This is a genomic window from Janthinobacterium sp. J1-1 (genome assembly GCF_030944405.1).
Classification (GTDB): domain Bacteria; phylum Pseudomonadota; class Gammaproteobacteria; order Burkholderiales; family Burkholderiaceae_D; genus Janthinobacterium.
Genome location: NZ_CP132339.1, coordinates 5881079 through 5904090, shown reverse-complemented (window position 1 = coordinate 5904090; position 23012 = coordinate 5881079). Strand labels below are relative to the sequence as shown.

Below are 23012 nucleotides of genomic sequence, written 5' to 3'. Positions count from 1 at the left end.
AGGGCGCATACCGAAACACTTTCAAAGGAATGCTGAAAATTGCTGCGCCTCGATGATCTGCAGGTATTTGTGCGCACGGCCGACCGCGGCAGCTTGTCGGCGGCCGCGCGCGAGATCGGCATTTCGCCGGCCCTGGCCAGCGCCGCCGTCAAGCGCCTGGAAGGGGAACTGGGCTTGCGCCTGTTCGTGCGCACCACGCGTTCGCTGAGCCTGACGGCCGAAGGCACGCAATACCTGGAACACGCGCGCGAAGCGCTGCGGCTGCTGCGCGCGGGCAGCGACGCGCTGGCGGCGGGCAAGGACAGTTTCGGCGGAACCTTGAAAATTGCCATGCCGTCGGACCTGGGCCGCAATCTGCTGCTGGGCTGGCTCGACAGCTTCCAGCTGCGCCACCCCAAGCTGCACTATCAACTCAGCGTCAGCGACCGCCTGGCCGACATGGTGCGCCAGCAGGTTGACGTGGCTATCCGCTATGGCGAGCAGGATGATTCCTCGCTGATCGCCATGCCGGTCGCGCCGGCCAATGACCGCGTGCTGGTGGCGTCGCCCGCGTACCTGCGCGCGCACGACCCGCTGTCTTCGCTGGACGACTTGCGGCACCATAATTGCTTGCGCTTTGCGCTGGAAGACGGCTTGCACGACCGCTGGACCTTTTACCGCCTGCCGCAGCGCGAACAAATCAGCGTGCAGGTCAGCGGCAACCGCAGCGCCGACGATGCCGACCTGGTGCGCCGCTGGGCGGTGGCGGGGCTGGGTATCGCCTATAAATCGCGTCTAGATGTCGCAGGCGACCTGGCGGCCGGGCGCTTGCAGCGTTTGCTGCCCCAGGTGGCCGGCGAGGCCGCACCCTTGCATCTGGTCTGCATGCACCGCGCGCAAGTGACGCCCGTGGTGCTGCAGCTGCGCGATTTTCTGCGCGAGCAATGCGCCTTGCTGGGGTAAACCCAAGCGGCATTACAACTCGTTGCAAATGGCAATGTCGCGGGTTACGGGACAGGCGTAAGCTTGCCCACTTCGGATGACACCGCTTGAGGAATGGCCATGCGACCACTGCTACCGACCACCTTGCTTGCCTTTGTGCTATTGGGCGGCTGCGCCAGCACCACCGTCCAGCCGGACAACCCGGCACAGGCGCTGGCCATGCAGCAGCGCGTCAGCTGCGGCATCAATGCCGGCAGCGTGCGCCAGTTGCGGCAGCAAGGCTGGGACGGTTATCTGCAAGGACAGCTGCATCCCGGCAAGGCCGTGTTGCCGCCAGTGATACAAGCGCAGATAGCCGCCATGACCATCAGCCAGACGCCGATGGATCAACTGGTGATGGGGATCGAACAGCGCCGCAAGGAGGGCTATGCCGTGATGGACGATTCCGCCAAGCAGCAGGCGCAAAAAGACTACCAGCAGGAACTCAATCGCCTGGCGCGCGAAGCGGCCACCCGTTCGCTGTTGCTGGACGTGTATTCGCCGAATCAATTGCAGCAGCAACTGAGCTGGTTCTGGCTCAATCATTTCAGCGTGCACCAGGGCAAGCACAACCTGCGCGCCATGGTCGGCGATTATGAAATGAACGCCATCGCGCCGCATGCGCTGGGCAAGTTCCGCGATCTGCTGGCCGCCACCGTGCACCACCCGGCCATGCTGCGCTACCTGGACAATGAAGCGAACGCGGCCAACCGCATCAATGAAAATTATGCGCGCGAGCTGATGGAGCTGCATACCCTGGGCGTGAACGGCGGCTACAGCCAGAAGGACGTGCAGGAGCTGGCGCGCATCCTGACCGGCGTCGGGGTGAATCTGGGCACCGACACGCCGAAAGTCAAACCGGCGCTGCAAGCCCAGTATGTGCGGCGCGGCCTGTTCGAGTTCAATCCGAACCGCCACGACTATGGCGACAAGCAATTTCTCGGGCAGACCGTCAAGGGCAGGGGATTGGCCGAGCTCGATGAAGCGCTGGACAGACTCTCCCGCAGCCCGGCCACGGCGCGCTTTATCAGTGGCAAGCTGGCCCAGTATTTTGTCGGCGACACGCCGCCCGAAGCACTGGTGGCCGGCATGGCGCAAACCTTCCGGCAAACCGATGGCGATATCGCCGGCGTGCTGCAGACCCTGTTTGCCAGCGAGGCGTTCAAGCTATCCCTGGGCCGCAAGTTCAAGGACCCGATGCACTATGTGGTGTCGGCCGTGCGCCTGTCGTATGACGACAAGCCGATCCTGAACGCCGGACCGATGCTGGGCTGGCTGTCACGCATGGGCCAGCCTTTGTATGGCCGCCAGACGCCTGACGGCTATCCGCTGATCGACAGTGCCTGGGCCAGCCCGGGGCAAATGACGACGCGTTTTGACATTGCCCGCACGATCGCCTCGGGCAGCGCCGGCCTGTTCAGGACGGACGACCCGCAACCGCAGGAAAAGCCGGCCTTTCCGCAACTGGCCAGCGCCGTGTATTTCCAGAGCATCGAGCCGGCCCTGGGGCCGGCCACGAGACTGGCCTTGCAGCAGGCCGGCACGCCGCAGGAGTGGAACACGTTCCTGCTCTCATCGCCAGAAATGATGCACCGCTAACCGGAGAGCCACCATGTACCGTCGTGATCTGTTGAAAGCGCTGGCCGCCGTCTCTTTGTTTGGCAGCGCCGGCAGCCTGCTGGCGGCGCCCGCCACGGACGCCAGGCTGCTGTTCGTGTTCCTGCGCGGTGGCTATGACGCCAACAACCTGCTGGTGCCGACCGGCAGCGATTTTTACTATGCGGCGCGGCCGAATATCGCCATTCCGAAGCCGGGTGCGGACAACGGCGCGCTGGCGCTCAATGGCGACTGGGCCCTGCATCCAGCCTTGCGCGACAGCATTTACCCGATGTTCAACAGCGGCGACGCGGCCTTCATTCCGTTTGCCGGCACCACCGACTTGTCGCGCAGCCATTTCGAAACCCAGGACAGCATCGAACTGGGCCAGGAGGTGACAGGACGTCGCGATTTCCGTTCCGGCTTTCTGAACCGCCTGGCGCAGACCTTGAACGCGAGCGGCGCCATCGCCTTTACCGACCAGTTGCCGCTGATCTTCCAGGGCGGCCTGCAAGTGCCGAACATGGCGCTGCGCTCGGTCGGCAAGTCCGGCATCGATGCGCGTCAGAGCCAGATTATTGCCAGCATGTACCAGGGTACTGCCTTGCAAGCACCGGTCAGCGAAGGCTTCGTGGTGCGCGACGACGTGGCCAAGGGCCTGATCGGCGAGATGCCGGGCGCCAACCGCAACGCCATCAGCGCCAAGGGTTTCGAACTGGAAGCGCAGCGCATCGCGCGGCTGATGAAAGATAAATACAATATCGGCTTTGTCGACGTGGGCGGCTGGGACACCCATGTGGGGCAGGGCGCGGTCAGCGGCTACCTGGCGGGGCGCTTTGAGGAACTGGGACGGGGCCTGGCCGCCTATGCCCAGGAAATGGGCGATAGCTGGCGCCATACCGTGGTGGTGGTGGTCAGCGAATTTGGCCGCACCTTCCGCGAAAACGGCAACCGCGGCACCGACCATGGCCACGGCAGCGTGTTCTGGGTGCTGGGCGGCAGCATCCAGGGCAAGCAGGTGGTGGGTGAACAAATGGCGATCACGCAGGCGAACCTGTTCCAGAACCGTGACATGCCGGTGCTCAACGAATACCGCGCCGTGCTCGGTGGCTTGCTGCAGCGCACCTTCGGCCTGAATGCGGCCCAGCTGAACCAGGTGTTTGCGGGCGTGAAACCGGTGGACCTGGGACTGGTGTAGCGCGTTCGTGTCGTCCATGCAGGAAGCATAATGCCCGTGGTACGCTACGGCTGCGCAACTGGCGCATGGCTACAGATCCGGCACGTGCGCGTGCCGGGCAGAACGGAGTGGTATGAGCGATACCCGGCGCGACCTGGTCGGTGCAGGCTTTTCCCTGGCGCTGATCGCGCTGGCGGCATTTGTGATGCAGCGCTTCTTTTTGCCGCTGGTATGGGCCGCCATCCTGTGCGTGGCCACCTGGCCTTTGTATCTGCGCATGCGCGCGGCGCTGGGACAGCGCCCCATCATTGCAGCCGCGCTGCTGACCCTGGCGTCGGCCTGCATCTTCATTATTCCCGTTCTGCTGGGCGTGGCGCAGGCGGCGCGCGAAGTGCCGGTGCTGGCCGATTTTCTGATGCGCGCCAATGCTGACGGCTTGCCGGTGCCGGCCTGGGTCGCATCGATCCCGCTGGCGGGCAATGCGATCGACGACTGGTGGCAAGTCACGCTGAACCAGCCGCATGGCCTTGCCCATGTGCTGTCCGGCAGCGCCGTGGGCGGTTTTCATTCGGCGCGCGATATTGTGAAAATCCTCGGCGCCGACCTGCTGCACCGGCTGATCGACTTCGGCCTGGCCTTTCTGTGCCTGTTTTTCTTCTACAAGGACGGCGAAGCGCTGACGCGCCAGATCACGCAAGTGGGCAGCCACTATCTGCAGCCCGAACGCTGGCTGCGCTACGCACAAAAAGTGCCGACCGCCATCCGTGCCACCGTCAACGGCCTGGTGCTGGTTGGTTTGGCCGAAGGCGTGCTGATCGGCATCGCCTATGCGATCGCCGGCCTGCCCTCGCCGGCGCTATGGGCGTTTGCCACCGGCGTGCTGGCGATTATTCCGTTCGGCGCGCCGCTCGCCTATGTCTGCGCGGCCGCCGTGCTGGTGCTCCAGGGCAGTGTGCCGGGCGCCATTGGTGTTGCCGTCTGGGGCACGATGGTGTTGTTCGTGGCAGATCATTTCGTGCGTCCCGGCATGATCGGCAACGCCACCCGCCTGCCGTTTCTTGCGGTACTGTTCGGTATCCTGGGTGGTGTGGAAACGCTGGGCCTGGTGGGCCTGTTTATCGGCCCGGTGGTGATGGTGCTGTTTGTGACCTTGTGGCATGAGGCCTATGTATCAGGCGATTCTGTCATGCCGTCAAGTTAAGCATGCGCCATGCAGTTGACAGCGCAAGGCATAAAAACGGCGGGCCGGAGACGCGAGTCTGAGAAAATGCCGATGGCGGCGTTGCAGCTCCTCGCCGTACTGGCGTACTGTCTTCGTCGCTGCGCCTTGCCCTCGACATTTTTCAGGCCCGCTTGGCCCGGTGTGCCTGTGCCTGTGCCTGTGCGGGTGACCGAGGGCTTAATATATTTTGCTGGTGTGCTTGTGGCGCAGAAAACACCTGCCAGCCCGGCCGCGCAGTCCAGCGCACAGTAATGAGGGGGTGGTCAGCATGTTGCTGACCAGTACCGTATGCTGGCGGGCGGGGCCGGGTGGAGACTGTCGCCAGTCTCTCAGTGCGCCTTGGATAAAATCAACAACCAGCGGCGCATCAGCAGCACTTCAACATAGCCCGGCTCGATACCGGTGCCGCACTCGATCAAGGGATTGACGGTATAAAAACGCTTGCGAAAGTCGCGGCAAACGAGGATTTCGCGCTTGCCCATGCGGACCAGGAAGGAGCTTGGGGCGTATTCCAGGCCGAACCGTGAGCCAAAACCGCTATTCAATGTTGCCATGACAATTCCTTTGAGGGAGATGTGTTGAACGAGTCATCAGAATAGCACAACTACTGTATGAAAACACAGCTACTGTATGGATAAACAGTATATTTTTTTGGCTGTGGTTTTTTCGATCATGCCGCACAACACAAGGAGAACTCAGTTTGCCGCACAACAATGACACGAGCATGACCACCCGCTGGGGTACCCGGCTGCGCCGCTTTGTCGAAGCCAGGCTGTCGCCCGAAGGCGAGCTGGGCCTGCACATGACGGTGGGCGTGGTGCTGATGCTGATCGCCATCGTGGTATTCCATGAAATCGCCGAAGCCGTGATGGGCATGGAGCAGATCACCGTGCTTGACCAGCAGGTGGCGCACTGGTTCAACCAGAATGCGGTACCGTGGATCACCTGGTGTCTGCTGGTGATTACCCACCTGCATGGCGTGATCGGCGCCATTACCATCGCCTGCCTGCTGGCCTGGTATCTGCACCGCAAGGGCGCCACCTATTGGCTGTTCACGCTGGTGATTACCATGCCGGGCGTCATGTTTCTGAACGTTTTGTTAAAGTACATTTTCGGACGCGCGCGGCCCAGTTTCGAGACGCCCTTGCTCGATGCGCTGAGCACGTACAGCTTTCCCAGCGGGCATACGGCCACCGCCACGGCGCTGTATGGCTTGCTGGGCGCCTACCTGGTGTGCCAGCTTGATCATCGGCAATGGCGCCGGCGTGTCGTCATCGCGCTGGCGGCGTTTTTCATGGCGGCGCTGGTCGGTTTCAGCCGCATCTACCTGGGGGCGCACTACCTGAGCGATGTGCTGGCGGCGATGGCGGAAAGCTATGGCTGGCTGGCGATCTGCATCGCTGGCGTATCGACGCTGCGCCGCCGCCGTCATGTTCGTCAAACAAAATAACAAGGGGAATATCCTGGCTACCAAAGTCGCAGTCATCATCAACGCCGGCGCCGGTTGCGGTTACGCATCGGACTGGGCGCAGCAACTGGAAGCGACTTTCGCCGGCGTCGGCCTCGACGCCGCCATCACCCTGGCCGGGAGCGGCGAGGAAATGATCGCCACGGCGCAGCAGGCCATCAATGATGGCGCCCCCATCGTGGTGGCCGGCGGCGGCGACGGCACCATCAATGCGGTGGCCTCGGTGGTGGTCGGCAGCGGCACGCCGTTTGGCGTGCTGCCGCTGGGCACGCTCAACCATTTCGCCAAGGATCTGAACATTCCGCTCGACCTCGACGCGGCCATCGCCAACGTGGCGCGGGGCGTCAAGCACCAGGTCGACGTGGGCGAAGTCAATGGCCGCATCTTTTTGAATAACTCCAGCCTGGGCCTGTACCCGGACATCGTGCGTGACCGCGAAAAGCAGCAGCGCCGGCTGGGGCGCGGCAAGTGGCTGGCCTTCAGCTGGGCCTTGATCGCCGCGCTGCGCCGCTACCCCTTCCTCAGCGTGCAGCTGAGCCTGAACGACAAGGTGCATGCGCGGCGCACGCCGTTTGTGTTTATCGGCAATAACGAATACCTGATGGAAGGCCTGAATATCGGCGAGCGCGAGCGCCTCGACGGTGGCAAGCTGAGTCTGTACGTGGCGCAGCGTCCTGGCCGCATGGGCCTGCTCAAGCTGGCGCTGCATGCGCTGTTCGGCAAGCTGAGCCAGGCCAAGGATTTCGATATCGTCACCACCACCGAGGTGGAGATCGCCACCCGCCACCGCCGCCTGCGCGTGGCCACCGATGGCGAAGTGACGGTCATGAATACGCCGCTGCAATACCGCATCCGCCCGGCCGCGCTCGAGGTGCTTGTGCCGGCGCCAGTATTTGTCGAGGAGAATTGACATGCGCACCATCGTCCATTTATCCGACCTGCATTTCGGCAAGGTCGACCAGGCCCTGCTGGCGCCGCTGCGCACCTTGATCGACCAGCTCGAACCGCACGTGGTGGTGGTTTCTGGCGACCTGAGCCAGCGCGCCCGCAGCGCCGAATTCCAGGCCGCGCGCGGTTACCTGGACAGTTTGCCGGGGCCGCAGATCGTGGTGCCGGGCAACCACGACGTGCCGCTGTATAACATTTTCAGCCGCTTCCTGACGCCGCTGGTGAAATACCAGCGCTATGTGACGGACGATCTGTCGCCCGAATATGTGGACGATGAAATCGCCGTGCTGGGCATCAACACGGCGCGCTCCCTGACCTTCAAGGACGGCCGTATCAGCCACGAGCAGATTGATGCCTTGCGCACGCGCATGGCGGCCTTGCCGCAAGGCCTGACGAGAGTCATCGTCACGCATCACCCGTTCGACCTGCCCGAGCACTTCGACAAGGACGACCTGGTCGACCGCGCGCCGCAGGCGCTGCAGATGTTTTCCGAGTGCGGCGTCGACCTGCTGCTGGCCGGCCACCTGCACGCCAGCGTGTCGGGCAACACGGCCGAGCGCTACAAGATCGACGGCTACGCGGCGCTGATGGTGCAGGCTGGAACGGCCACCTCCACGCGCGGCAGGGGCGAGTCGAATTCCTTCAATGTGATCCTGATCGAAGACAGCGATATCCGTGTCGAGCGCTACAGCTGGAATGAAGACAGCGCCAACTTCGAGAAAGTCAGCACCGAGGCGTTCGAGCGCACGGGCGGGGTGTGGGCCAGCATGCGGCCGCTTTGATGCAGCTCTGTTTGCTTACAGATGGCGCGGTGCATCCATGCGCTGGTGCAGGATGCGAACGATGGCAATGCCATAGGGCGTGATACGGAAATAAATCATGTGTTGCTCAACGCTGCGGCGGCGATAGCCTGGCCGAATATCGTCGCATGCCGGTGCGGCTCTGGGGGAGCGCGCCAGGGTGGCAAAGGCAGCCGTCATGATATCCATATAGCGGCTTGCCTGCTCCACACTCCAGCGCTGCGCGGTATGGATCCAGATCGCTTCCAGATCCTGCTCGGCGGCCGGCGTGAGCCGATACTCAGCCATGCGCTGCCAGCATCCTTTGCTTGAACGCGCTGGCATCGAAAGGTCGCGGTTCGCCGCTGGCTTCGCCTTCCATCAGTGCGGCACGGATGACGTCGAGTTCGGCGCTGCGTTCCTGTTCACGCCGGATCAGGTCGCGAATATATTCACTGTCGTTGGTGTAACGGCCAGCCGCTATCTGCGCCTTGATCCAGTCGTCCTGTTTATCCGTCAAGGTGATGGTTTTGCGCACTGTGCTCATGTTGTCAACTCCGGGTAAATGGTCATCTTGCGACGATTATCACACTATTGGTGCAATATAGCGCAAAAGCGGGGTGAGTTCCAGTGGCAGGGTTGGCCAAGCCGGCGTTCACAGCCAGTAATGCATGAACTGCGCCGCCCACTCCTTCATGCGGTCGGCCCACGGCCGTGATTCCCACTTGGCCTTGGTGATTTCTTCCGAGTCGCGCAAGTCTTCCTGGAAGGCGTTTTCCATTTCGCGGCCAAAGCTGTCGCCCAGCACGACCACGTTCAGCTCGCTGTTATGCAGGAAGCTGCGCATGTCGATATTGGTCGAGCCGACGGTCGACCAGGCGCCGTCGATGACCGCCGTCTTGGCGTGCAGCACCGCCAGTTTCAAGTGGTAGATGCGCACGCCGCCGGCCAGCAGTTCGTCGTACAGGGCGTGTCCCGCATGGAACACCAGGCCGCTGTCGGACACGCCCGGCAACACCACCTTGACTTCCACGCCCCGTTTCGCGGCGGCGGTCAGGGCGTCGACCGTCTGCTTGTCGGGCACGAAATAGGCCGAGGTGATATGGATGCTTTTTTTCGCTTCCTGGATCGCCAGGATATACGCCTTGTAGATCTCGAAGCCGCCGCCCGGCTCGCTGGCCACCACGCGCACCAGCTTGTCGCCCACTTCGGCGATCACCGGGAAGTAGGGTGCGTCGGGCAGGTCGGCCTGGTCCTGCTGGGCCCAGGTGCGGATGAACAGCCACTGGAAGGCGGCCGCAGCCGGGCCTTCGATTTTCACGTGGGTATCGCGCCAGCCCACGTCATCCTTGTCGGACGGCTTGGCCTTGGAGCGGAACAGCGAGCTTTTCGAATAGGTATTGCTGATATTGATGCCACCCGTAAACGCCATCTTGCCGTCGACGATCAGCAACTTGCGGTGGTCGCGGTTGTTGATCTTCCACTCCTCGCCCTTGAGCTTGGCCGGATTGACGGGGTTGAAGGCCACCAGGTGGATGCCGGCCGCGCGCATGCGCTCGAAAAACGCCTGTGGCACGCCGAGCGTCCCCACGCTGTCGTAGATGATATTGACCGTCACGCCCGCCTGCTGTTTTTCGATCAGCGCATCGGCAAATTTCAGGCCCATCGGGTCCTGGTCGAAGATATAGGTTTCCAGGTTGATGGTGGACTTCGCTTCGGCGATGGCTTTGAGCATTTCCTTCATCGTCTGCGGGCCGTCGAACAGCAGGGTCACCTTGTTGCCCTTGATCAGCGGCACGCCGGTGGCCGCCTCTTCCAGCGCGGCCTGGGTCTTCAGGTCCATGCCGGACTTGGCCCAGCGCTTGTTGAGCAGGGCGGCGCGGCTGTTGACGTTCAGCACGGCGCCCTTGCCGGTGATCACTTTGGGCGTGGCCACCGGTGCCAGTTCGTTATTCAGATTCTTGACGTCTGGTAACCCAGCGCATGCAACCAGGGTCCAGCACAGCAAGAATGCGGTAAGACAGGGCTGCAGGCGCTTCGCAGTCATTTTTGGCCTTTTATCGGTAAGGGGTCTAGCACTTCATCGGCCAGCGCCAGCGGCGGCGGGTTTTTGGAACCAAAGAAAAACAAAATCGGCGACTTCAGGAAACGCTTGCCCAGGATCTTCAACAGCTGCAAGCCATGCTTGAAGCGCACCTGGCGCGACCGCAGCGCCACCCACAGCGCCAGGCCAAAGCTGACCAGCAGGTTGGCCGTGCCGATGGCGAAGATGCCGGCCAGCGACTTGACGGCCAGTTGCCAGCTCATATTGTGGTCGAGTCCGACAAGCGCTGTCGCAAAGTTGGCGGCCGAGAAGGTAATGTGGCGGATATCGATCGGCAGGCCGATCAAAAAACCCAGGGTGCCGATGGTGCCCAGCAGGATGCCGAAGTAGAAGTTACCCATCAGCCCGCCCAGGTTATTTTCCAGATACAGGCCCAGCCGGGCCAGCCGTTCCTGGCCGATCACCCGGCCCAGGCCGCGCAGTTGCGCGATGCGCTGGGCCCAGCGCGTGTACAGCGCCTGGTTGTCATAGTAGCCTGAAATCAAGCCGGCCACGAACAGGCAGACGCCGGCGATCATGGCGTAGAAAATGGCCGGGCTGCCGATGGGATCGATGTCATGCAGCAAATGCATGGCTTTCTCGGGTGACACCAGATGATGGCCCGTGATGGCGTGGTAGCCCAGCGCGATCAGCCAGGCGGTGGGAATCGCCGTGGCGATATTGCCCAGCACCGCCATGTTCTGCGTGCGGAACACTTTATTGATCAGCTCGGCCATGCTGTCGAGGTCGATATTGCGGCCGTCCTTGCTGTGCAGGCCGGCGGCGATGCGCGAGGCGGTCATGGCCGGCTGCTTGGTGGCCACCGTGAAGTGCAGCAAATGGATGAACATGAAGCCGATCGAATAATTCATGCTGAACATGAAGGCTTCGACCAGCGGCGCCGAGCGCAGATACGACATCAGGATCTTGAACAGCGCCATGAAGCCGATGATGACGCCGGCGCCGGCCGACGACAGGAACATGGCGGCCATTTCGCGCCGGTTCTCGGCGATATAGTGTTCGCCGGTGCGGCTGGCGTTTTCCGTCACGTTACGGGCGAGCAAGTTGATATTGTCAGTAAACAAATCGCTGACCTTGTACTTGTGGTTGTGCGCGCGGATCAGTTCCAGCGCCAGCGCCACGGCGCCCGCGCGGCGGCGGCTGACCGGGCGCGCGTCGATCAGGTCCGGCGTGGCATCAGAAGTGATGGCGGCGATGTCGACATTGATCGAGCCGGGCAGCTCGCCGCTGGTGTCGACCAGGAACAGCAGCTTGCGCAGGCGGTCGATGCTTTGCGCCAGCGCCACCAATAAATACGTCAGCGCAATGCTGGTGCCCTGGTACAGCGCCTTCTTGCGGATCTTGGCGATCACGGCGTCGCACTGGTCCAGCATCACCAGCAGATGGCGGGCGTCCTCGATATGATCCAGGCTACCTTGCAGCAACTGGGTGTAGGCGTCGAGGTAGGCGTTCACTTCGGTGTTCTGCACCATGAACGGCGACTGGAACACTTCGATCTCATTGTGAAAGCGCGTCAGTTCCGGCTCCAGGCCCATGGCGCAGACGCGGTAGGACAGGGTGCGGATGGCGTCGAGCATGCCGGGCAGCATGATATTGCCGTCGCCCACGGCCAGTTCGATATCGTCGGCCGTCAGCACGTCGAGCAGTTCCAGCCAGTCGGTGGCCGGCACATTGCTGATCCACAGATGATCGGTTTCCAGGTACAGCACCTGGTCGAGCGCGTCGTTCAGGTATTCGTCGCCCAGCGCGGGCGGCAACATGCGGTAGGCAATACGGCGTTTCAGTTCGGTAAAAAAGCCGCTGTTCGACAGCACGCCGATATCGGTGTACAGGCTGGCGTGGCGGCGCGCGGCCAGCACGCGCAGCACGTACTCGTGCAGGGCGCGGGCCTGGGCCGGATTGCCCTTGAGCAGTTGGCGCAAGGTGCGCACGTTGGCGATCGCGGTGGCGCTGTCATGGGGGCGCTTGGGACGCAATGAATTAAATAGTTCGACCAGCAAGTCGATATTGCTGGTGTAGGGATCAATGCGTTCGAGGATAGCTAGCATGCAGAAAAACGGGCGGGCCGCTGTCGGTAAAACCAGTAGTGTACCTTCTGCGCAAGATCATGCAACGTGCGGCATCGAACACAGGCATGGGGCTATCCTGCAAATGGCGACGTTTGTTGTTTTGCAATCAGCGTTAATAGAAAGCAATTCAGGCTGTTGTTTGTGGACACCTGCAAATGCCGAGCACTTGCTTTCTGTTGTACATCGCACAGATCGCTTGCTTAAAAACGGGGATAAGGTGATAGTAGGTCAGACACACAGCGCGTGTCCTGATCGGTACCGGCAAATTTTTACTGACATTACCGAGATAGCTATCATGAAGACCTCGTACCTTGCGCTAGTAGTGATGGGATCGTGCGTGACCGCGCTCGGGCCGTTTGCGCCCTGCGCGCAGGCCGAAACCACGGCCGCGCCTGGCGGCGGCACCACCGTGTATGGCGTGCTCGATGCGGGCGTGGTGGCCGAGCGTGGCTGCGTGAGCAACTGCGGCAGCACCAGGCTATCGGCCGGCGTCGCCTCCGGCTCGCGCCTGGGCGTGCAGGGCCGCGAAGCGCTGGGCAACGAGGTGGCCGCCGTGTATGCGCTCGAAGCGGGCATCGAGAATGACACGGGGCAATCGGAGGAAGGCCGCCTGTTCGGCCGCCAGGCCTATGTCGGCCTCGACAGCCGTCTGGGCGCGCTGACCCTGGGCCGCCAATACAATCTGCAATATCAGGCCTTGAGCGACGTCGCCGATCCGTTCAAGGGCGGCATGGCCGGCAGCGCCGGCAACCTGGCCGGCTATGGCGTGAAGCGCTACGACAACACCGTCAAATACGCCTCGCCCGCCTTGCGTGGCGTCAGCGCCGCGGCCATCTACAGCTTTGGCGAATCGCCCTACAGCCGCGCGCGGAACCGCGCCTATGGCGCCACGCTCGGTTATTCGGCCGGCGCCGTCAATGTCAGCGTGTCGCACCAGCGCAAGAACAATTTCATCGAGGCCGAAGGCACCGTGCCGGCCATTGACATGTCGGCCCGCAATACGCTGATCGCCGCCAACCTGGACCTGGGCCTGGCCACCGCGTTTGCCGCCGTCGGCATCAACAAGGGCTATGGCAGCTCGCCGTGGGATCCGAGCAATGCCTACAGCTCGCTGGCGCTGTCGATGTCGTCGTCGGACAGCCGCGACACCTTGCTGGGCGTGTCGGTGCCGGTGCGCGGCTTCAATCTGCTGGCGTCCTATGTGCGCAAGGACGACCGCGATCTGTCCAACCGCGACGCCAACCAGGTGGCCGTCGGCGTCACCTATGCCTTGTCAAAACGCAGCGACTTCTATGCCTCGTACGCCAAGATCCACAACAAGAACGGCGCGCGCTATACGGTGGGCAACGCCAGCGACGGCGGCCGCGGCGACGCCGCCTTCAACCTGGGCTTCCGTCACGGCTTCTGAGCTGTGGGCGGCACGGGGCAAGTCGCCCCCAGCCACTTGCCGGTGCTGGCCACATTCACCTGTTCCGCCGTGCCGCGCGCGCTGGTGCTCGCATTCAACTGCATGGTAAACGCCTGGTCGCCCTGGAAGCTCACCTTGCCGGTGCCACTGGACTTCGGATTGGCGCAGGTAAACGACACGTTCATGCCGCCGGGAACGGCCACATTGTTCGACTTGCAGTCACCAGGCTGGCCGGTGGGAATCTGCTGGCGCGCCGCCATTTCCGGCGTGACGCAGGCCGTCACGCGCACGGCGCCATCGGCACCGACGGTCGGCACGGCCATGCCGCGGCTGGCGGCCATCGCTTCGAGCTGCTTGCGCTGATCGGGCGGCAAATTGCCCAGTTGCTGCAGCACCATCGACATGGCGCTGTCGGTGGCGACGTCGGGCGAGGCCATCTTGCTGTCGATTTGCCACAGGCCGGGCTTGATGGGAGGAGGGGTGTCTTTCGCCTGGGCTTGGGCCTGGAAAGCCAGGGCCGCGCAAGCGAGGGTGGCGAGACGGGGAAAAGTGGAATGCATGGCTGGGGTCTCCGGAAAAGGCAGGCCCCAGCATACAAGAAGGCAGGCGGCGCACGCTTGCCTTCTTGTTACAAACTGTGATTACAGGCTATGGTCGGGTTCGATGCGGCGCACGTCGACGCAGGCGATGCGGCGCTCGTCCGCTTCGAGGATCTCGTAGCGCAGGTCGTTCAGTTCCAGCACTTCGCCGACGGCCGGCATGTTTTCGAAGTGCGCCAGCAGGAAGCCGGCCAGCGAGTTGTATTCGCCGTCTTCGCTGACCAGGGTTTCCGTCTCGAACACTTGCTCCAGGTAATGGAGGTCGGTCGCGCCATCGATGCGCCAGTGGCCCGGGCCCAGCACTTCCACGTCGGGCTGTTCGTCCTCGTCCGGGAATTCGCCGGCGATCGCTTCCAGAATATCGATCGGCGTCAGCACGCCCTGCACGGTGCCGAACTCGTCGACCACCAGCACCAGCTGGCCGCGCGAGCGGCGCAGCGTTTCCATCGCTTTCAGCACGCCGGCCGCTTCCGGCACCACGATCGCTTCGCGCATGCTGGCCGGGTCGATCTTGCCGTGCGACACAAGGTCTTCGATCAGGTCCTTGCTGCGCGCCAGGCCCATCACATTGTCGAGGTCATCGTTACAGACGGGAATCATGCTGTGCGGCGTTTCGCGCAGCAAGGTCAGCATTTTTTCGCTGCTGTCGTTCAGGTTGACCCACGATACGTCGCCGCGCGGCGTCATCACGGAACGGATCGAGCGCTCGCCCAGGGTCAGCACGCCGCTAACCATATTGCGCTCTTCCACGCCAAAGGCCGAGATGTCCGGCGTTTCCTGGACTTCATCTTCCTGCACCGCTTCGCGGCCCTTGCGGCCACCCAGGAGGCTCAGCACGGCCTGCGCGGTACGGTCGCGCAGCGGCGTGGTCGATTGCAGTTTCAGGAAATTGCGGCGCGCCAGCTGGTTGAAGAACTCGATCACCACCGAGAAACCGATGGCCGCATACAGATAGCCTTTCGGAATATGGAAGCCCAGGCCTTCGGCGATCAGCGACAGACCGATCATCAGCAGGAAGCTCAGGCACAGCACCACCACGGTCGGATGCGCATTGACAAAACGCGTCAGCGATTTCGAGGCCAGCATCATGACGCCGATGGAAATGATGACGGCGGCCATCATCACGCCCAGTTCGTCGACCATGCCGACCGCCGTGATCACCGCGTCGAGCGAGAACACGGCGTCGAGCACGACGATCTGCGCCACCACCAGGCCGAAGCCCGCATAGACCTTGGAACCGGTGGCCGCGTGCGTCACGCCCTCCAGGCGTTCATGCAGCTCGGTGGTGGCCTTGAACAGCAGGAACAGGCCGCCGACCAGCAGGATCAGGTCGCGTCCCGAAAAGGTAAATTGCCACACCGAAAAGAGCGGCGCGGTCAGGGTCACCAGCCAGGAGATCAGCGACAGCAGGCCCAGGCGCATCACCAGCGCCAGGGTCAGGCCCAGCACGCGCGCCTTGTCGCGCTGGTGCGGCGGCAGCTTCTCGGCCAGGATGGCGATAAAAATCAGGTTGTCGATGCCCAGCACGATTTCCAGTACGACCAGCGTCAGCAGGCCGACCCAGATTGTCGGGTCAAATAACCATTCCATTATGTCTTACCTTGTAAAGTCAAAAAGTTTCAAGCTTGCCCGGCGGCAGGGGTGCCCCGGGCGTGAGGGTGGTCCATGCTTCAGCCGCGAACGCGTGGCGGGCGCGTGGCCTGCCACACGTCCGCTTCGGCAAGTGCGCCGGGTCCCGCCTGCCAGATGATGGCGCAAAAAGGGACCGCCTGGCGAAATGCGGGATACAGGGTGATGGGGTCGTTGTCGCACTCTTCGGCGTCGCAGCTGTCGCTGGCGGCATCGGGCGCGCTATCCGGGGCGATATCCGGAGCGGTCTCGGCATGCGAGTGGGCGTCGGGGCAATCGGCGCTGGCCGCGTGCATGCCGGCGTGCTGGAATGGGGAAGCGCTGGCATACGCCATGTTGGCGTATGCCTGGGGTAAAGCGATGAAAACAAAAAGGCACAGCAGGACGAGAGCTCGTCTCATATACAGGCAGATAGTTCTGGAACGGTCGAGTATAGCACGTCATTATTGCAGGCCTGTGACCAGCTGCTTGCGGAATTGATAAGTTTGCAGTAAATTGCGTTGTAGTAACAATTTCACTCCCCGGCGAAGACGCAGCGCCGTGTCGTGAACATTGTCGCGCTGGTTGTTCCATGTTGATGCCTTTTTCTACTAACGCAGTGTTACCAGGACCACGCTTTGAAACCAATTACCGCTCTCTTGCTTGCCGCCGGCATCCTGTCGCCTTCTTTCGTGCTGGCCGCCACGCCGGCGCCGTCCGCCAAAACCCAGAAAGCCGGTGCGCCGGCGGCGGCCGTGAAGGTCACCTCGATCGAGGGCATTACCGAATACAAGCTGGCCAATGGCTTGCGCGTGCTGTTGTTTCCTGACGCCAGCAAACCCACCCTGACCACCAATATCGTCTACATGGTCGGCTCGCGCCATGAAAACTATGGCGAGACCGGCATGGCCCACTTGCTGGAACACCTACTGTTCAAGCCCAGCGCCAACTTCGGCATCAAAAAAGGCAGCAAAACCCCGGTCGAGATCCTGAACTCGACCGGCGCCCAGTTCAACGGCACCACCTGGTTCGACCGCACCAATTACTACGCCACTTTCCCGGCCAATGATGACAACCTGCGCCAGATGCTGGCGATGGAAGCGGACCGCATGGTCAATGCCGCCATCGACCAGAACGACTTGTGGAACCCGAAGACCAACAAGGGTGAAATGACGGTGGTGCGCAACGAGTTCGAGATGGGCGAGAGCAATCCGCTGCGCGTGACCAGCCAGCGCATCCAGGCGGTGGCGTTTGACTGGCACAACTACGGCAAGTCGACCATCGGCGCGCGTTCCGATATCGAGCAGGTCAATATTCCCCGCCTGCGCGCCTTTTATCACAAGTACTACCAGCCCGATAACGCCGTGCTGATGGTGGCCGGCCGCTTCGACGAAGCCAAGGTCCTGAAACAGATCAACGACCTGTTCGGCAAGATTCCAAAACCGACGCGCGTGATCGAGCCGACCTACACGGCCGAGCCGGTGCAGGATGGCGAGCGTTCGGTGACGGTACGCCGCAGCGGCGGCACGCAACTGGTGGGCGCCGGCTACCACGTGGCGCCGGCCGGCAATCCGGAGTCGGTCGCCATCGATGTGCTGGGCGAGGTCCTGACCAGCGCGCCGGCCGGCCGCCTGCACAAGGCGCTGGTGGAAACCAAGCTGGCCAGCAAGATCATCAACAACTCCTTCAGCACCCTGGAGCCGGGCTACAACCTGTTCGGCGCGCAGGTGCCGAAGGACGGCGACTTGGACGCGGCGCAGGCCGCCATGCTGAACGTGCTCGAAGGCCTCAAATCGCAGCCGCTGACGGACGCCGAAGTGGCGCGCGCCAAGCAGAACCTGGCCAAGCAGATCGAGCTGGCGTCGTCGGATACGGCCAGCCTGACCATCGCGCTGACCGAATCGCTGGCGTCCGGCGACTGGCGCTTGTTCTTCCTGCAGCGCGACCAGCTCGACAAGGTTACCACCGCGCAAGTGCAGGCGGCCGCCGAAAAATACCTGAAGAGCTCGAACCGTACCGTGGGCCGCTTCATTCCGACCGACACGCCGGACCGCACCACGGTGCCGGCCTACGCCGACCTGGCGCCGCAGTTTGCCGGCTACACGGGCCGCGCGGTGGTGGCGCAGGGCGAGGTATTCGACCCCAGCCCCGACAATATCGAAGCGCGCACGCAGCGCTTCACCTTGCCTAACGGCATGAAGAGCGCCTTGCTGCCGAAGAAAACCAAGGGCGGCACGGTCAGCGTAGTATTGAAATTGAACCTGGGCAGTGCCGACAGCCTGGCCGGCAAGTCGGCCGTCGGCAGCTACACGGCCAATCTGCTGTCGCGCGGCACCGATAAACTGTCGCGCCAGGAAGTGAAGGACAAGTTCGACCAGCTGGGGATGCAGTTCAATGTCAGCGGCGGCGCCGAAGGCGTGACGGCCTTCCTGATGGGCAAGCGCGAGAACCTGTCGGCCGCCATGGAATTGCTGGCGCAAGTGCTGCAAAAGCCGGCCCTGTCCGAAACGGAATTCCTGGAATTGCAGCGTGAACGTGTCGGCCGCGCCGAGCAGGAAATGCCCGAGCCGCAACCGCTGGCCGTCAATGCCCTGCGCCGCCTGATCGACGCCACGCCGCCCGGCCATGTACGCCACGTCGATCCGCTGCCGGTGGAGCTGGCCGCATGGAAAGGCGTCAAGGTTGCCGATGTGAAGGCCTTCCATGCCGGCTATTATGGTGCTTCCAGCGCCACGTTTGCCGCTGTCGGCGATTTCGATGCGGCTGCGCTGCAAGCGCAAGTGACCAGCTTGTATGGCAACTGGAAGGCGCAGCAGCCGTATGTGCGCATTCCAACCGCCGTCAAGCCCGTCAGTGGCGAAAAGGTCAGCCTGGAAACGCCGGACAAGGCCAACAGCGTGCTGTTCGCCGTCGCGCCGGTGCCCTTGAAAGATGACGCCGCCAGCTATCCGGCGCTGGTGATCGCCAATCACATGTTCGGTGGCGGCGCGCTGCGCAGCCGCCTGGCCGACCGCATTCGCCAGAAGGAAGGCCTGTCGTACGGCGTCGGCTCGCAATTGAGCGTGCCCGTGCATGAAGCGGCCGGCTACTGGATGGCCTACGCCATCAGCGCACCGCAAAATGCCGTCAAGGTGGAAGCGGCGCTGCGCGAGGAAATCGCCAAGGTGCTGGCCGAAGGCTTTACGGAAGCGGAACTGGCTGAGGCGAAAAAAGGCTGGCTGCAATCGGAAGAAGTGAGCCGCACCGAAGACGGTCCGCTGGCGCGTTCGCTGTCGAACTATCTGTCGGATGGCCGCACCATGGCGTACGACAAGAACCTGGAAGCGAAAGTGGCGGCCTTGACCCTGGCGCAGGTGAACCAGAGCCTGCGCGACTACCTGAAGCCGGAAGTGGTGTCGGTAGTGACGGCCGGCGATTTCGCGAAAGTGGCGAAAGAGTCCGGCGCCAAGGCGGCGACCGCGAAGTAATCCTCTGCATGTAAAAAACAGCCGGGCCATGTAAGTGGTCCGGCTGTTTTGTTTGGTGCTGTTGAAAATTAACGTGGAGCCATCTCGGCTACGTAAATTTCCACGCGACGATTGCGGGCGCGGCCGTCGTTGTCGGAGTTCGACGCGATCGGTTCACGCGCGCCGCGGCCTTCGACCACCACGCGGGTCGGCGAGACGCCGCGCATCGACAGGTAGTCGCGCGTGTGGGCGGCGCGTTCGACCGACAGCGGCTCGTTGATCGAGGCGCTGCCGGTGCTGTCCGTGTGGCCGATGATGCTCACGGTGGTGTTCGGGTTGTCGTTCAGGGTGGCGGCAAAGCGGTCGAGGATGGGGCGGAAGTTGCCCTTGATATCGGCGCGGTTGGTATCGAACGAGATGTCGCTCGGGATTTCCATTTTCAGGCGGTTGTCCGAGGTCTGCGTCACTTGCACGCCGGTACCTTGCGTCGCTTGTTCCATCGTGCGCTTCTGGTTTTCCATGCGGTTCGACCAGATATTGCCGACCACTGCGCCGGCAGCCGCGCCCAGCAGGGCGCCGCCAGCCGTGCGGCCGCTGCCCCCACCGCTGGTGGTGCCACCGATCAATGCACCCAGGCCGGCGCCGACGCCGGCGCCAGTGGCCGTGCCGCGTTGCGTGGCCGACATGTCGGCACAGCCGGAAACGGCGATCGTCAGGGCCAGCATGCCGATCACGGATTTGGCGCCAGGGCCGGTTTTGAATGGATTCATAGAGTTTCTCCTAGTGTTGTTCTTGAAAGTACCCGGGGGGATCACCCGCACACGTTACTGCAAAATCGCCGGGCTTGCCAGTGCCAATGGAAAGACGGCGCCCGTTCGCACGTGCGCCGCCGCCAGCATCTAGCAGAGCCGGCCACAGCCTCTATAGACCGCGCCCGCTGATCAGGCGCAACAGGATCATGATCACTGCCACGACCAGCAGAATATGGATGAAGCCGCCGATGGTGTAGGAAGTAACCAAACCCAGCAGCCAGAGAATGATGAGTACTACTGCGATTGTATAGAGCATGATGTGTCCTCCGTGAGTAATGTGTGGATGACCGCGAGGTGGGTGCACCTGCGCTGTCATCGGCTTTTTGCCATTTGCGTTGCTGCCGGAGTGACACTCCCTGCAAAACGCTGATGCCATGACGCATTGTCTACTTTGCTGCCGAAACTATCTGTACGGTGTCGTACATAACTCTTACTTATTCGTGTTTCCTTGCACATTGGCATGTTCTGCTTCGCCCATGCCGGGCAGCCAGGCCAGCATGCCGGCCATGCCGACGGCGCCCGCCAGGCAACTGAGCATGCCGCCGGTCAGCAGCAGCATCACGCCGAACACGGGGGCGACCGCACCGCCGGGCGCCAGGTCCAGCGCGCAAAAGCCCAGTATCGTCGCCAGCATGCCGCCGCCGATAAAGCTCAGCCATATTTTGTTGCTGCCTGTAATGTCGTGCTTCATGTCGCCTCCGTTGGTGGTGATGCGCTTTTAGATTTCCTGAGTGCATCATCTAACGCCGGCGCCGACTCATCTGTGCGCCAACGAACATGATCAAAAAGAAAACGCCCGGACTGGCCGGGCGTGTGTGCAATCAGCAACGAAACGAGATGATCTTAGCCGGCGCGCAGGCCGCCGTTGACCACGCGCACGCGGTCGCCCTGGCGCCAGTTCGGCGCCGCACTTTGATGCACGGTGCGGGTCTTGCCGTTGTCCAGGCGCACGACGATGTTGTAGCTGCGCGTGGCGCGCACGCTGCCTTCGATCTGGTTGCCGGCCACGGCGCCACCGACGGCGCCCAGCACGGTGGCCAGCTGCTTGCCATGGCCGCCACCCACCTGGTTGCCCAGCAGGCCACCGACCACGGCGCCGCCGGCCGCACCCACGCCGCTACCCGAAGCGCGGGTATTGACTTCATGGATGGCTTCGATCACGCCGCAGTTGCCGCAGACCTTGGGCGCCGGTGCCGGGGCCGCCGCATATTGCGGTTCAGGCTGTGGTTGTGGGCGTGGTGCTGGCGCCGGCTGTGCCGCCAGTTGCTGTGGCTGCTGTTGGGGGAGGGCGGCCAGCGGCTGGGCGCCTGCCGGTGGTGCGATCGCCTGCAGGCTGGCCAGCTGTTCGCTGGAGGCGGCGCTGCTCAACGGTGCGGCTTCGCGGCTGTCCGAGGTGGGCAGCCAGCCCATCAGGGCGGCCGTGCCGACGCCGCAAAACAGCACCACGGCAACGGCCGCGGCGAGGATCAGGGGATGCAAGGATTTGGTGGTGGTGGTCATGAAATGCTCCTGTCTTGTCTGTGAATGAAATCTGGATGGCTGGCGCCGGGAAGGGCGCGCTCTGAATCTCTGCTTGAATCTTGTTATTGGCTTGAGGCCCCGAGTGTGCGTCGCCACGTGATTCGCTTCCGTGCGTCACCGTACATACATGCGCAAGGCGGCCCCGTAGGCTAAGTAAAAATTATGTCGAGTTGTAACGACACCAAGGAAAAGGCAATGCCATCAATGACCGCTACCATCAACCTGCCCCGTGATGCAGGCCGCTCCGGTCTGGCCTCGGCCGCTGCGGGCAACCGCCTGCTGGCCAGCCTGCCGGAGTCCGACCTCAAGCATCTGTCGGCGCTGTTCGATACCGTCACGGTCGACGTCGGCGACGTGCTGTACGAGCCGGGCCAGCCGATCGGCCACATCTATTTTCCGGGCGACTGCCTGATCTCGCTGCTGGCCGTGGCCGAAGGCCGCATGACGCTCGAAGTGGGCTCGGTCGGCCGCGAAGGCGTGCTGGGCGCCTCCGTCGCGCTGGGCCATGAACTGGCGCAGGTGCGCGCCGTCGTCCAGCGTTCCGGCAGCGCCAGCCGTATCGCGCGCGCCGATTTCTGCGCCGAATTCGCCCAGCTCGAGTCGCTGCAGCGGCTGCTGTACCGTTACACCGACACCCTGCTGGCGCAAGCCATCCAGATTGCCGTGTGCAGCCGCTTCCACGTGCTCGAAGCGCGGCTGGCCCGTTCGCTGCTGATCACGCGTGACCGCCTGCAGTCGGAAAAATTTCACCTGACGCATGAATTCCTGGCCCACACCCTCGGCGTGCGGCGGGTCGGCGTGACCAAGGCGGCCAGCGCGCTGCAGCAGCAGAAACTGATTACCTATAGCCGCGGCAATATCGAGATCCTCGATTCGGCCGGGCTGGAAGCGGTATCGTGCCGCTGCTATGAACTGGTCAAGGATACGGGCACGGCCGGCATGGCCAATGTTTTTGTATAGCTCCAGGCGCCAGGCGCAAAAAAGCGGGGCGGCTACCGAAGTAGCCGCCCCGCTTTTTTGCTTGCCGAAGATTACTTCGGTTTGACCTGGTTACCGATCACGCCGCCGACGGCGGCGCCGCCCACTGCGCCAACGGCGCTGCCGCCGGTCAGCACGGAGCCGGCAACGGCGCCGATGCCGGCGCCGACAGCGGTGTTTTTATCCTGGCCGGACATATTGGCGCAAGCGGTCAGGCTCAGCACCAGTGCGGCGATGGAAGTGGTAGCGGCGAGTTTTTTAATCGTTTGCATGGTAGTTCTCCTTTGGATTCAGTCCCGTGGCGCCGGCAGGGTAGA

General features: G+C 62.9%; 23 protein-coding genes. 10 read left to right on the top strand and 13 right to left on the bottom strand.

What is annotated here, in order from left to right; genetic code table 11:
* The first annotated feature begins 39 nt into the window (after nucleotides 1–39).
* The 4 genes from Q8L25_RS26935 (at nucleotide 40) to Q8L25_RS26920 (ending at nucleotide 4934) form a co-directional block, all read left to right on the top strand.
* Complete coding sequence (locus Q8L25_RS26935) at nucleotides 40–942, top strand: LysR family transcriptional regulator (protein ID WP_308922302.1); 903 nt, start codon at nucleotides 40–42, stop codon at nucleotides 940–942.
* A 99-nt stretch (nucleotides 943–1041) separates the two neighbouring features.
* Entirely contained in the window at nucleotides 1042–2559 is a 1518-nt protein-coding gene (locus Q8L25_RS26930; protein WP_308922301.1) for a DUF1800 domain-containing protein, read from the top strand.
* Between the two features lie 13 nt (nucleotides 2560–2572).
* On the top strand, nucleotides 2573–3754 hold the full coding sequence (locus Q8L25_RS26925; RefSeq protein WP_308922300.1) for a DUF1501 domain-containing protein: 1182 nt from the start codon (nucleotides 2573–2575) through the stop codon (nucleotides 3752–3754).
* A gap of 112 nt (nucleotides 3755–3866) precedes the next feature.
* Nucleotides 3867–4934 (top strand): AI-2E family transporter, encoded by a 1068-nt coding sequence (locus Q8L25_RS26920; RefSeq protein ID WP_308922299.1) that lies wholly within the window; start codon nucleotides 3867–3869, stop codon nucleotides 4932–4934.
* Between the two features lie 350 nt (nucleotides 4935–5284).
* Here the strand turns inward: Q8L25_RS26920 and Q8L25_RS26915 are convergent, their stop codons facing one another.
* Entirely contained in the window at nucleotides 5285–5509 is a 225-nt protein-coding gene (locus tag Q8L25_RS26915; protein WP_065307247.1) for a hypothetical protein, read from the bottom strand.
* A 170-nt stretch (nucleotides 5510–5679) separates the two neighbouring features.
* Here Q8L25_RS26915 and Q8L25_RS26910 point away from each other — a divergent pair, with 170 nt between their 5' ends.
* Genes Q8L25_RS26910 through Q8L25_RS26900 form a run of 3 tightly spaced genes read left to right on the top strand, consistent with a single transcriptional unit; the run spans nucleotide 5680 to nucleotide 8153 of the window.
* Complete coding sequence (locus Q8L25_RS26910) at nucleotides 5680–6405, top strand: phosphatase PAP2 family protein (RefSeq protein WP_308922298.1); 726 nt, start codon at nucleotides 5680–5682, stop codon at nucleotides 6403–6405.
* Nucleotides 6386–7333, top strand: a complete 948-nt coding sequence (locus Q8L25_RS26905; RefSeq protein ID WP_308922297.1) for a diacylglycerol kinase family protein — start codon at nucleotides 6386–6388, stop codon at nucleotides 7331–7333. Before Q8L25_RS26910 ends, Q8L25_RS26905 begins: the two co-directional genes overlap by 20 nt.
* Nucleotide 7334: 1 nt before the next feature.
* Nucleotides 7335–8153, top strand: coding sequence for a metallophosphoesterase family protein (locus Q8L25_RS26900; RefSeq protein WP_308922296.1), 819 nt, complete (start codon nucleotides 7335–7337; stop codon nucleotides 8151–8153).
* 15 nt (nucleotides 8154–8168) lie between these two features.
* On the opposite strand, the gene Q8L25_RS26895 is transcribed toward Q8L25_RS26900, so the two are convergent.
* The 4 genes from Q8L25_RS26895 to Q8L25_RS26880 form a co-directional block, all read right to left on the bottom strand.
* Nucleotides 8169–8459, bottom strand: coding sequence for a type II toxin-antitoxin system RelE/ParE family toxin (locus Q8L25_RS26895; protein WP_308922295.1), 291 nt, complete (start codon nucleotides 8457–8459; stop codon nucleotides 8169–8171).
* Nucleotides 8452–8697 (bottom strand): type II toxin-antitoxin system ParD family antitoxin, encoded by a 246-nt coding sequence (locus Q8L25_RS26890; protein ID WP_308922294.1) that lies wholly within the window; start codon nucleotides 8695–8697, stop codon nucleotides 8452–8454. Before Q8L25_RS26890 ends, Q8L25_RS26895 begins: the two co-directional genes overlap by 8 nt.
* Nucleotides 8698–8805: 108 nt before the next feature.
* Complete coding sequence (gene cls, locus Q8L25_RS26885) at nucleotides 8806–10197, bottom strand: cardiolipin synthase (RefSeq protein WP_308922293.1); 1392 nt, start codon at nucleotides 10195–10197, stop codon at nucleotides 8806–8808.
* Nucleotides 10194–12302: a site-specific recombinase gene (locus tag Q8L25_RS26880; protein ID WP_308922292.1), complete on the bottom strand. Its 2109-nt coding sequence runs from the start codon at nucleotides 12300–12302 to the stop codon at nucleotides 10194–10196. The genes cls and Q8L25_RS26880 overlap by 4 nt, the downstream gene beginning before the upstream one ends.
* Nucleotides 12303–12618: 316 nt before the next feature.
* Here Q8L25_RS26880 and Q8L25_RS26875 point away from each other — a divergent pair, with 316 nt between their 5' ends.
* Complete coding sequence (locus tag Q8L25_RS26875; RefSeq protein WP_308922291.1) at nucleotides 12619–13731, top strand: porin; 1113 nt, start codon at nucleotides 12619–12621, stop codon at nucleotides 13729–13731.
* Here the strand turns inward: Q8L25_RS26875 and Q8L25_RS26870 are convergent.
* From Q8L25_RS26870 to Q8L25_RS26860, 3 genes are all read right to left on the bottom strand, one after another.
* Complete coding sequence (locus Q8L25_RS26870; RefSeq protein WP_308922290.1) at nucleotides 13719–14291, bottom strand: DUF3617 domain-containing protein; 573 nt, start codon at nucleotides 14289–14291, stop codon at nucleotides 13719–13721. The two genes, Q8L25_RS26875 and Q8L25_RS26870, sit on opposite strands and share 13 nt — an antisense overlap.
* Before the next feature lie 81 nt (nucleotides 14292–14372).
* The gene (locus Q8L25_RS26865) at nucleotides 14373–15920 is read right to left on the bottom strand and encodes a TerC family protein (RefSeq protein WP_308922289.1); all 1548 of its coding nucleotides are present in this window, start codon (nucleotides 15918–15920) and stop codon (nucleotides 14373–14375) included.
* 80 nt (nucleotides 15921–16000) lie between these two features.
* Nucleotides 16001–16294 (bottom strand): hypothetical protein, encoded by a 294-nt coding sequence (locus Q8L25_RS26860; RefSeq protein ID WP_308922288.1) that lies wholly within the window; start codon nucleotides 16292–16294, stop codon nucleotides 16001–16003.
* A gap of 282 nt (nucleotides 16295–16576) precedes the next feature.
* Here Q8L25_RS26860 and Q8L25_RS26855 point away from each other — a divergent pair, with 282 nt between their 5' ends.
* Complete coding sequence (locus Q8L25_RS26855) at nucleotides 16577–19405, top strand: pitrilysin family protein (protein ID WP_308922287.1); 2829 nt, start codon at nucleotides 16577–16579, stop codon at nucleotides 19403–19405.
* A gap of 68 nt (nucleotides 19406–19473) precedes the next feature.
* Here the strand turns inward: Q8L25_RS26855 and Q8L25_RS26850 are convergent, their stop codons facing one another.
* The 4 genes from Q8L25_RS26850 to Q8L25_RS26835 form a co-directional block, all read right to left on the bottom strand.
* Nucleotides 19474–20154 (bottom strand): OmpA family protein, encoded by a 681-nt coding sequence (locus tag Q8L25_RS26850; RefSeq protein ID WP_308922286.1) that lies wholly within the window; start codon nucleotides 20152–20154, stop codon nucleotides 19474–19476.
* Nucleotides 20155–20305: 151 nt separating this feature from the next.
* Nucleotides 20306–20452 carry a lmo0937 family membrane protein gene (locus Q8L25_RS26845; protein WP_121670992.1) on the bottom strand — a complete coding sequence of 49 codons (147 nt, stop codon included), beginning with the start codon at nucleotides 20450–20452 and terminating at the stop codon, nucleotides 20306–20308.
* Nucleotides 20453–20626: 174 nt separating this feature from the next.
* Nucleotides 20627–20887, bottom strand: a complete 261-nt coding sequence (locus Q8L25_RS26840) for a hypothetical protein (protein ID WP_308922285.1) — start codon at nucleotides 20885–20887, stop codon at nucleotides 20627–20629.
* A 152-nt stretch (nucleotides 20888–21039) separates the two neighbouring features.
* Nucleotides 21040–21696, bottom strand: a complete 657-nt coding sequence (locus tag Q8L25_RS26835; RefSeq protein ID WP_308922284.1) for a glycine zipper 2TM domain-containing protein — start codon at nucleotides 21694–21696, stop codon at nucleotides 21040–21042.
* A gap of 225 nt (nucleotides 21697–21921) precedes the next feature.
* Here Q8L25_RS26835 and Q8L25_RS26830 point away from each other — a divergent pair, with 225 nt between their 5' ends.
* Complete coding sequence (locus Q8L25_RS26830; RefSeq protein WP_374694329.1) at nucleotides 21922–22677, top strand: Crp/Fnr family transcriptional regulator; 756 nt, start codon at nucleotides 21922–21924, stop codon at nucleotides 22675–22677.
* Nucleotides 22678–22748: 71 nt separating this feature from the next.
* Here the strand turns inward: Q8L25_RS26830 and Q8L25_RS26825 are convergent, their stop codons facing one another.
* Complete coding sequence (locus tag Q8L25_RS26825; RefSeq protein ID WP_065307233.1) at nucleotides 22749–22967, bottom strand: glycine zipper 2TM domain-containing protein; 219 nt, start codon at nucleotides 22965–22967, stop codon at nucleotides 22749–22751.
* Nucleotides 22968–23012: the final 45 nt, after the last annotated feature.

Bases quoted from the DNA above. Each gene is read 5' to 3' on its own strand.
- Q8L25_RS26895 (WP_308922295.1), bottom strand. From the start codon at position 8,459: ATGGCTGAGTATCGGCTCACGCCGGCCGCCGAGCAGGATCTGGAAGCG.
- Q8L25_RS26825 (WP_065307233.1), bottom strand. From the start codon at position 22,967: ATGCAAACGATTAAAAAACTCGCCGCTACCACTTCCATCGCCGCACTG.
- Q8L25_RS26925 (WP_308922300.1), top strand. From the start codon at position 2,573: ATGTACCGTCGTGATCTGTTGAAAGCGCTGGCCGCCGTCTCTTTGTTT.
- Q8L25_RS26890 (WP_308922294.1), bottom strand. From the start codon at position 8,697: ATGAGCACAGTGCGCAAAACCATCACCTTGACGGATAAACAGGACGAC.
- Q8L25_RS26860 (WP_308922288.1), bottom strand. From the start codon at position 16,294: ATGGCGTATGCCAGCGCTTCCCCATTCCAGCACGCCGGCATGCACGCG.
- Q8L25_RS26840 (WP_308922285.1), bottom strand. From the start codon at position 20,887: ATGAAGCACGACATTACAGGCAGCAACAAAATATGGCTGAGCTTTATC.
- Q8L25_RS26930 (WP_308922301.1), top strand. From the start codon at position 1,042: ATGCGACCACTGCTACCGACCACCTTGCTTGCCTTTGTGCTATTGGGC.
- Q8L25_RS26920 (WP_308922299.1), top strand. From the start codon at position 3,867: ATGAGCGATACCCGGCGCGACCTGGTCGGTGCAGGCTTTTCCCTGGCG.
- Q8L25_RS26845 (WP_121670992.1), bottom strand. From the start codon at position 20,452: ATGCTCTATACAATCGCAGTAGTACTCATCATTCTCTGGCTGCTGGGT.
- Q8L25_RS26915 (WP_065307247.1), bottom strand. From the start codon at position 5,509: ATGGCAACATTGAATAGCGGTTTTGGCTCACGGTTCGGCCTGGAATAC.
- Q8L25_RS26875 (WP_308922291.1), top strand. From the start codon at position 12,619: ATGAAGACCTCGTACCTTGCGCTAGTAGTGATGGGATCGTGCGTGACC.
- Q8L25_RS26900 (WP_308922296.1), top strand. From the start codon at position 7,335: ATGCGCACCATCGTCCATTTATCCGACCTGCATTTCGGCAAGGTCGAC.
- cls (WP_308922293.1), bottom strand. From the start codon at position 10,197: ATGACTGCGAAGCGCCTGCAGCCCTGTCTTACCGCATTCTTGCTGTGC.
- Q8L25_RS26835 (WP_308922284.1), bottom strand. From the start codon at position 21,696: ATGACCACCACCACCAAATCCTTGCATCCCCTGATCCTCGCCGCGGCC.
- Q8L25_RS26850 (WP_308922286.1), bottom strand. From the start codon at position 20,154: ATGAATCCATTCAAAACCGGCCCTGGCGCCAAATCCGTGATCGGCATG.
- Q8L25_RS26830 (WP_374694329.1), top strand. From the start codon at position 21,922: ATGACCGCTACCATCAACCTGCCCCGTGATGCAGGCCGCTCCGGTCTG.
- Q8L25_RS26865 (WP_308922289.1), bottom strand. From the start codon at position 15,920: ATGGAATGGTTATTTGACCCGACAATCTGGGTCGGCCTGCTGACGCTG.
- Q8L25_RS26870 (WP_308922290.1), bottom strand. From the start codon at position 14,291: ATGCATTCCACTTTTCCCCGTCTCGCCACCCTCGCTTGCGCGGCCCTG.
- Q8L25_RS26905 (WP_308922297.1), top strand. From the start codon at position 6,386: ATGTTCGTCAAACAAAATAACAAGGGGAATATCCTGGCTACCAAAGTC.
- Q8L25_RS26880 (WP_308922292.1), bottom strand. From the start codon at position 12,302: ATGCTAGCTATCCTCGAACGCATTGATCCCTACACCAGCAATATCGAC.
- Q8L25_RS26910 (WP_308922298.1), top strand. From the start codon at position 5,680: ATGACCACCCGCTGGGGTACCCGGCTGCGCCGCTTTGTCGAAGCCAGG.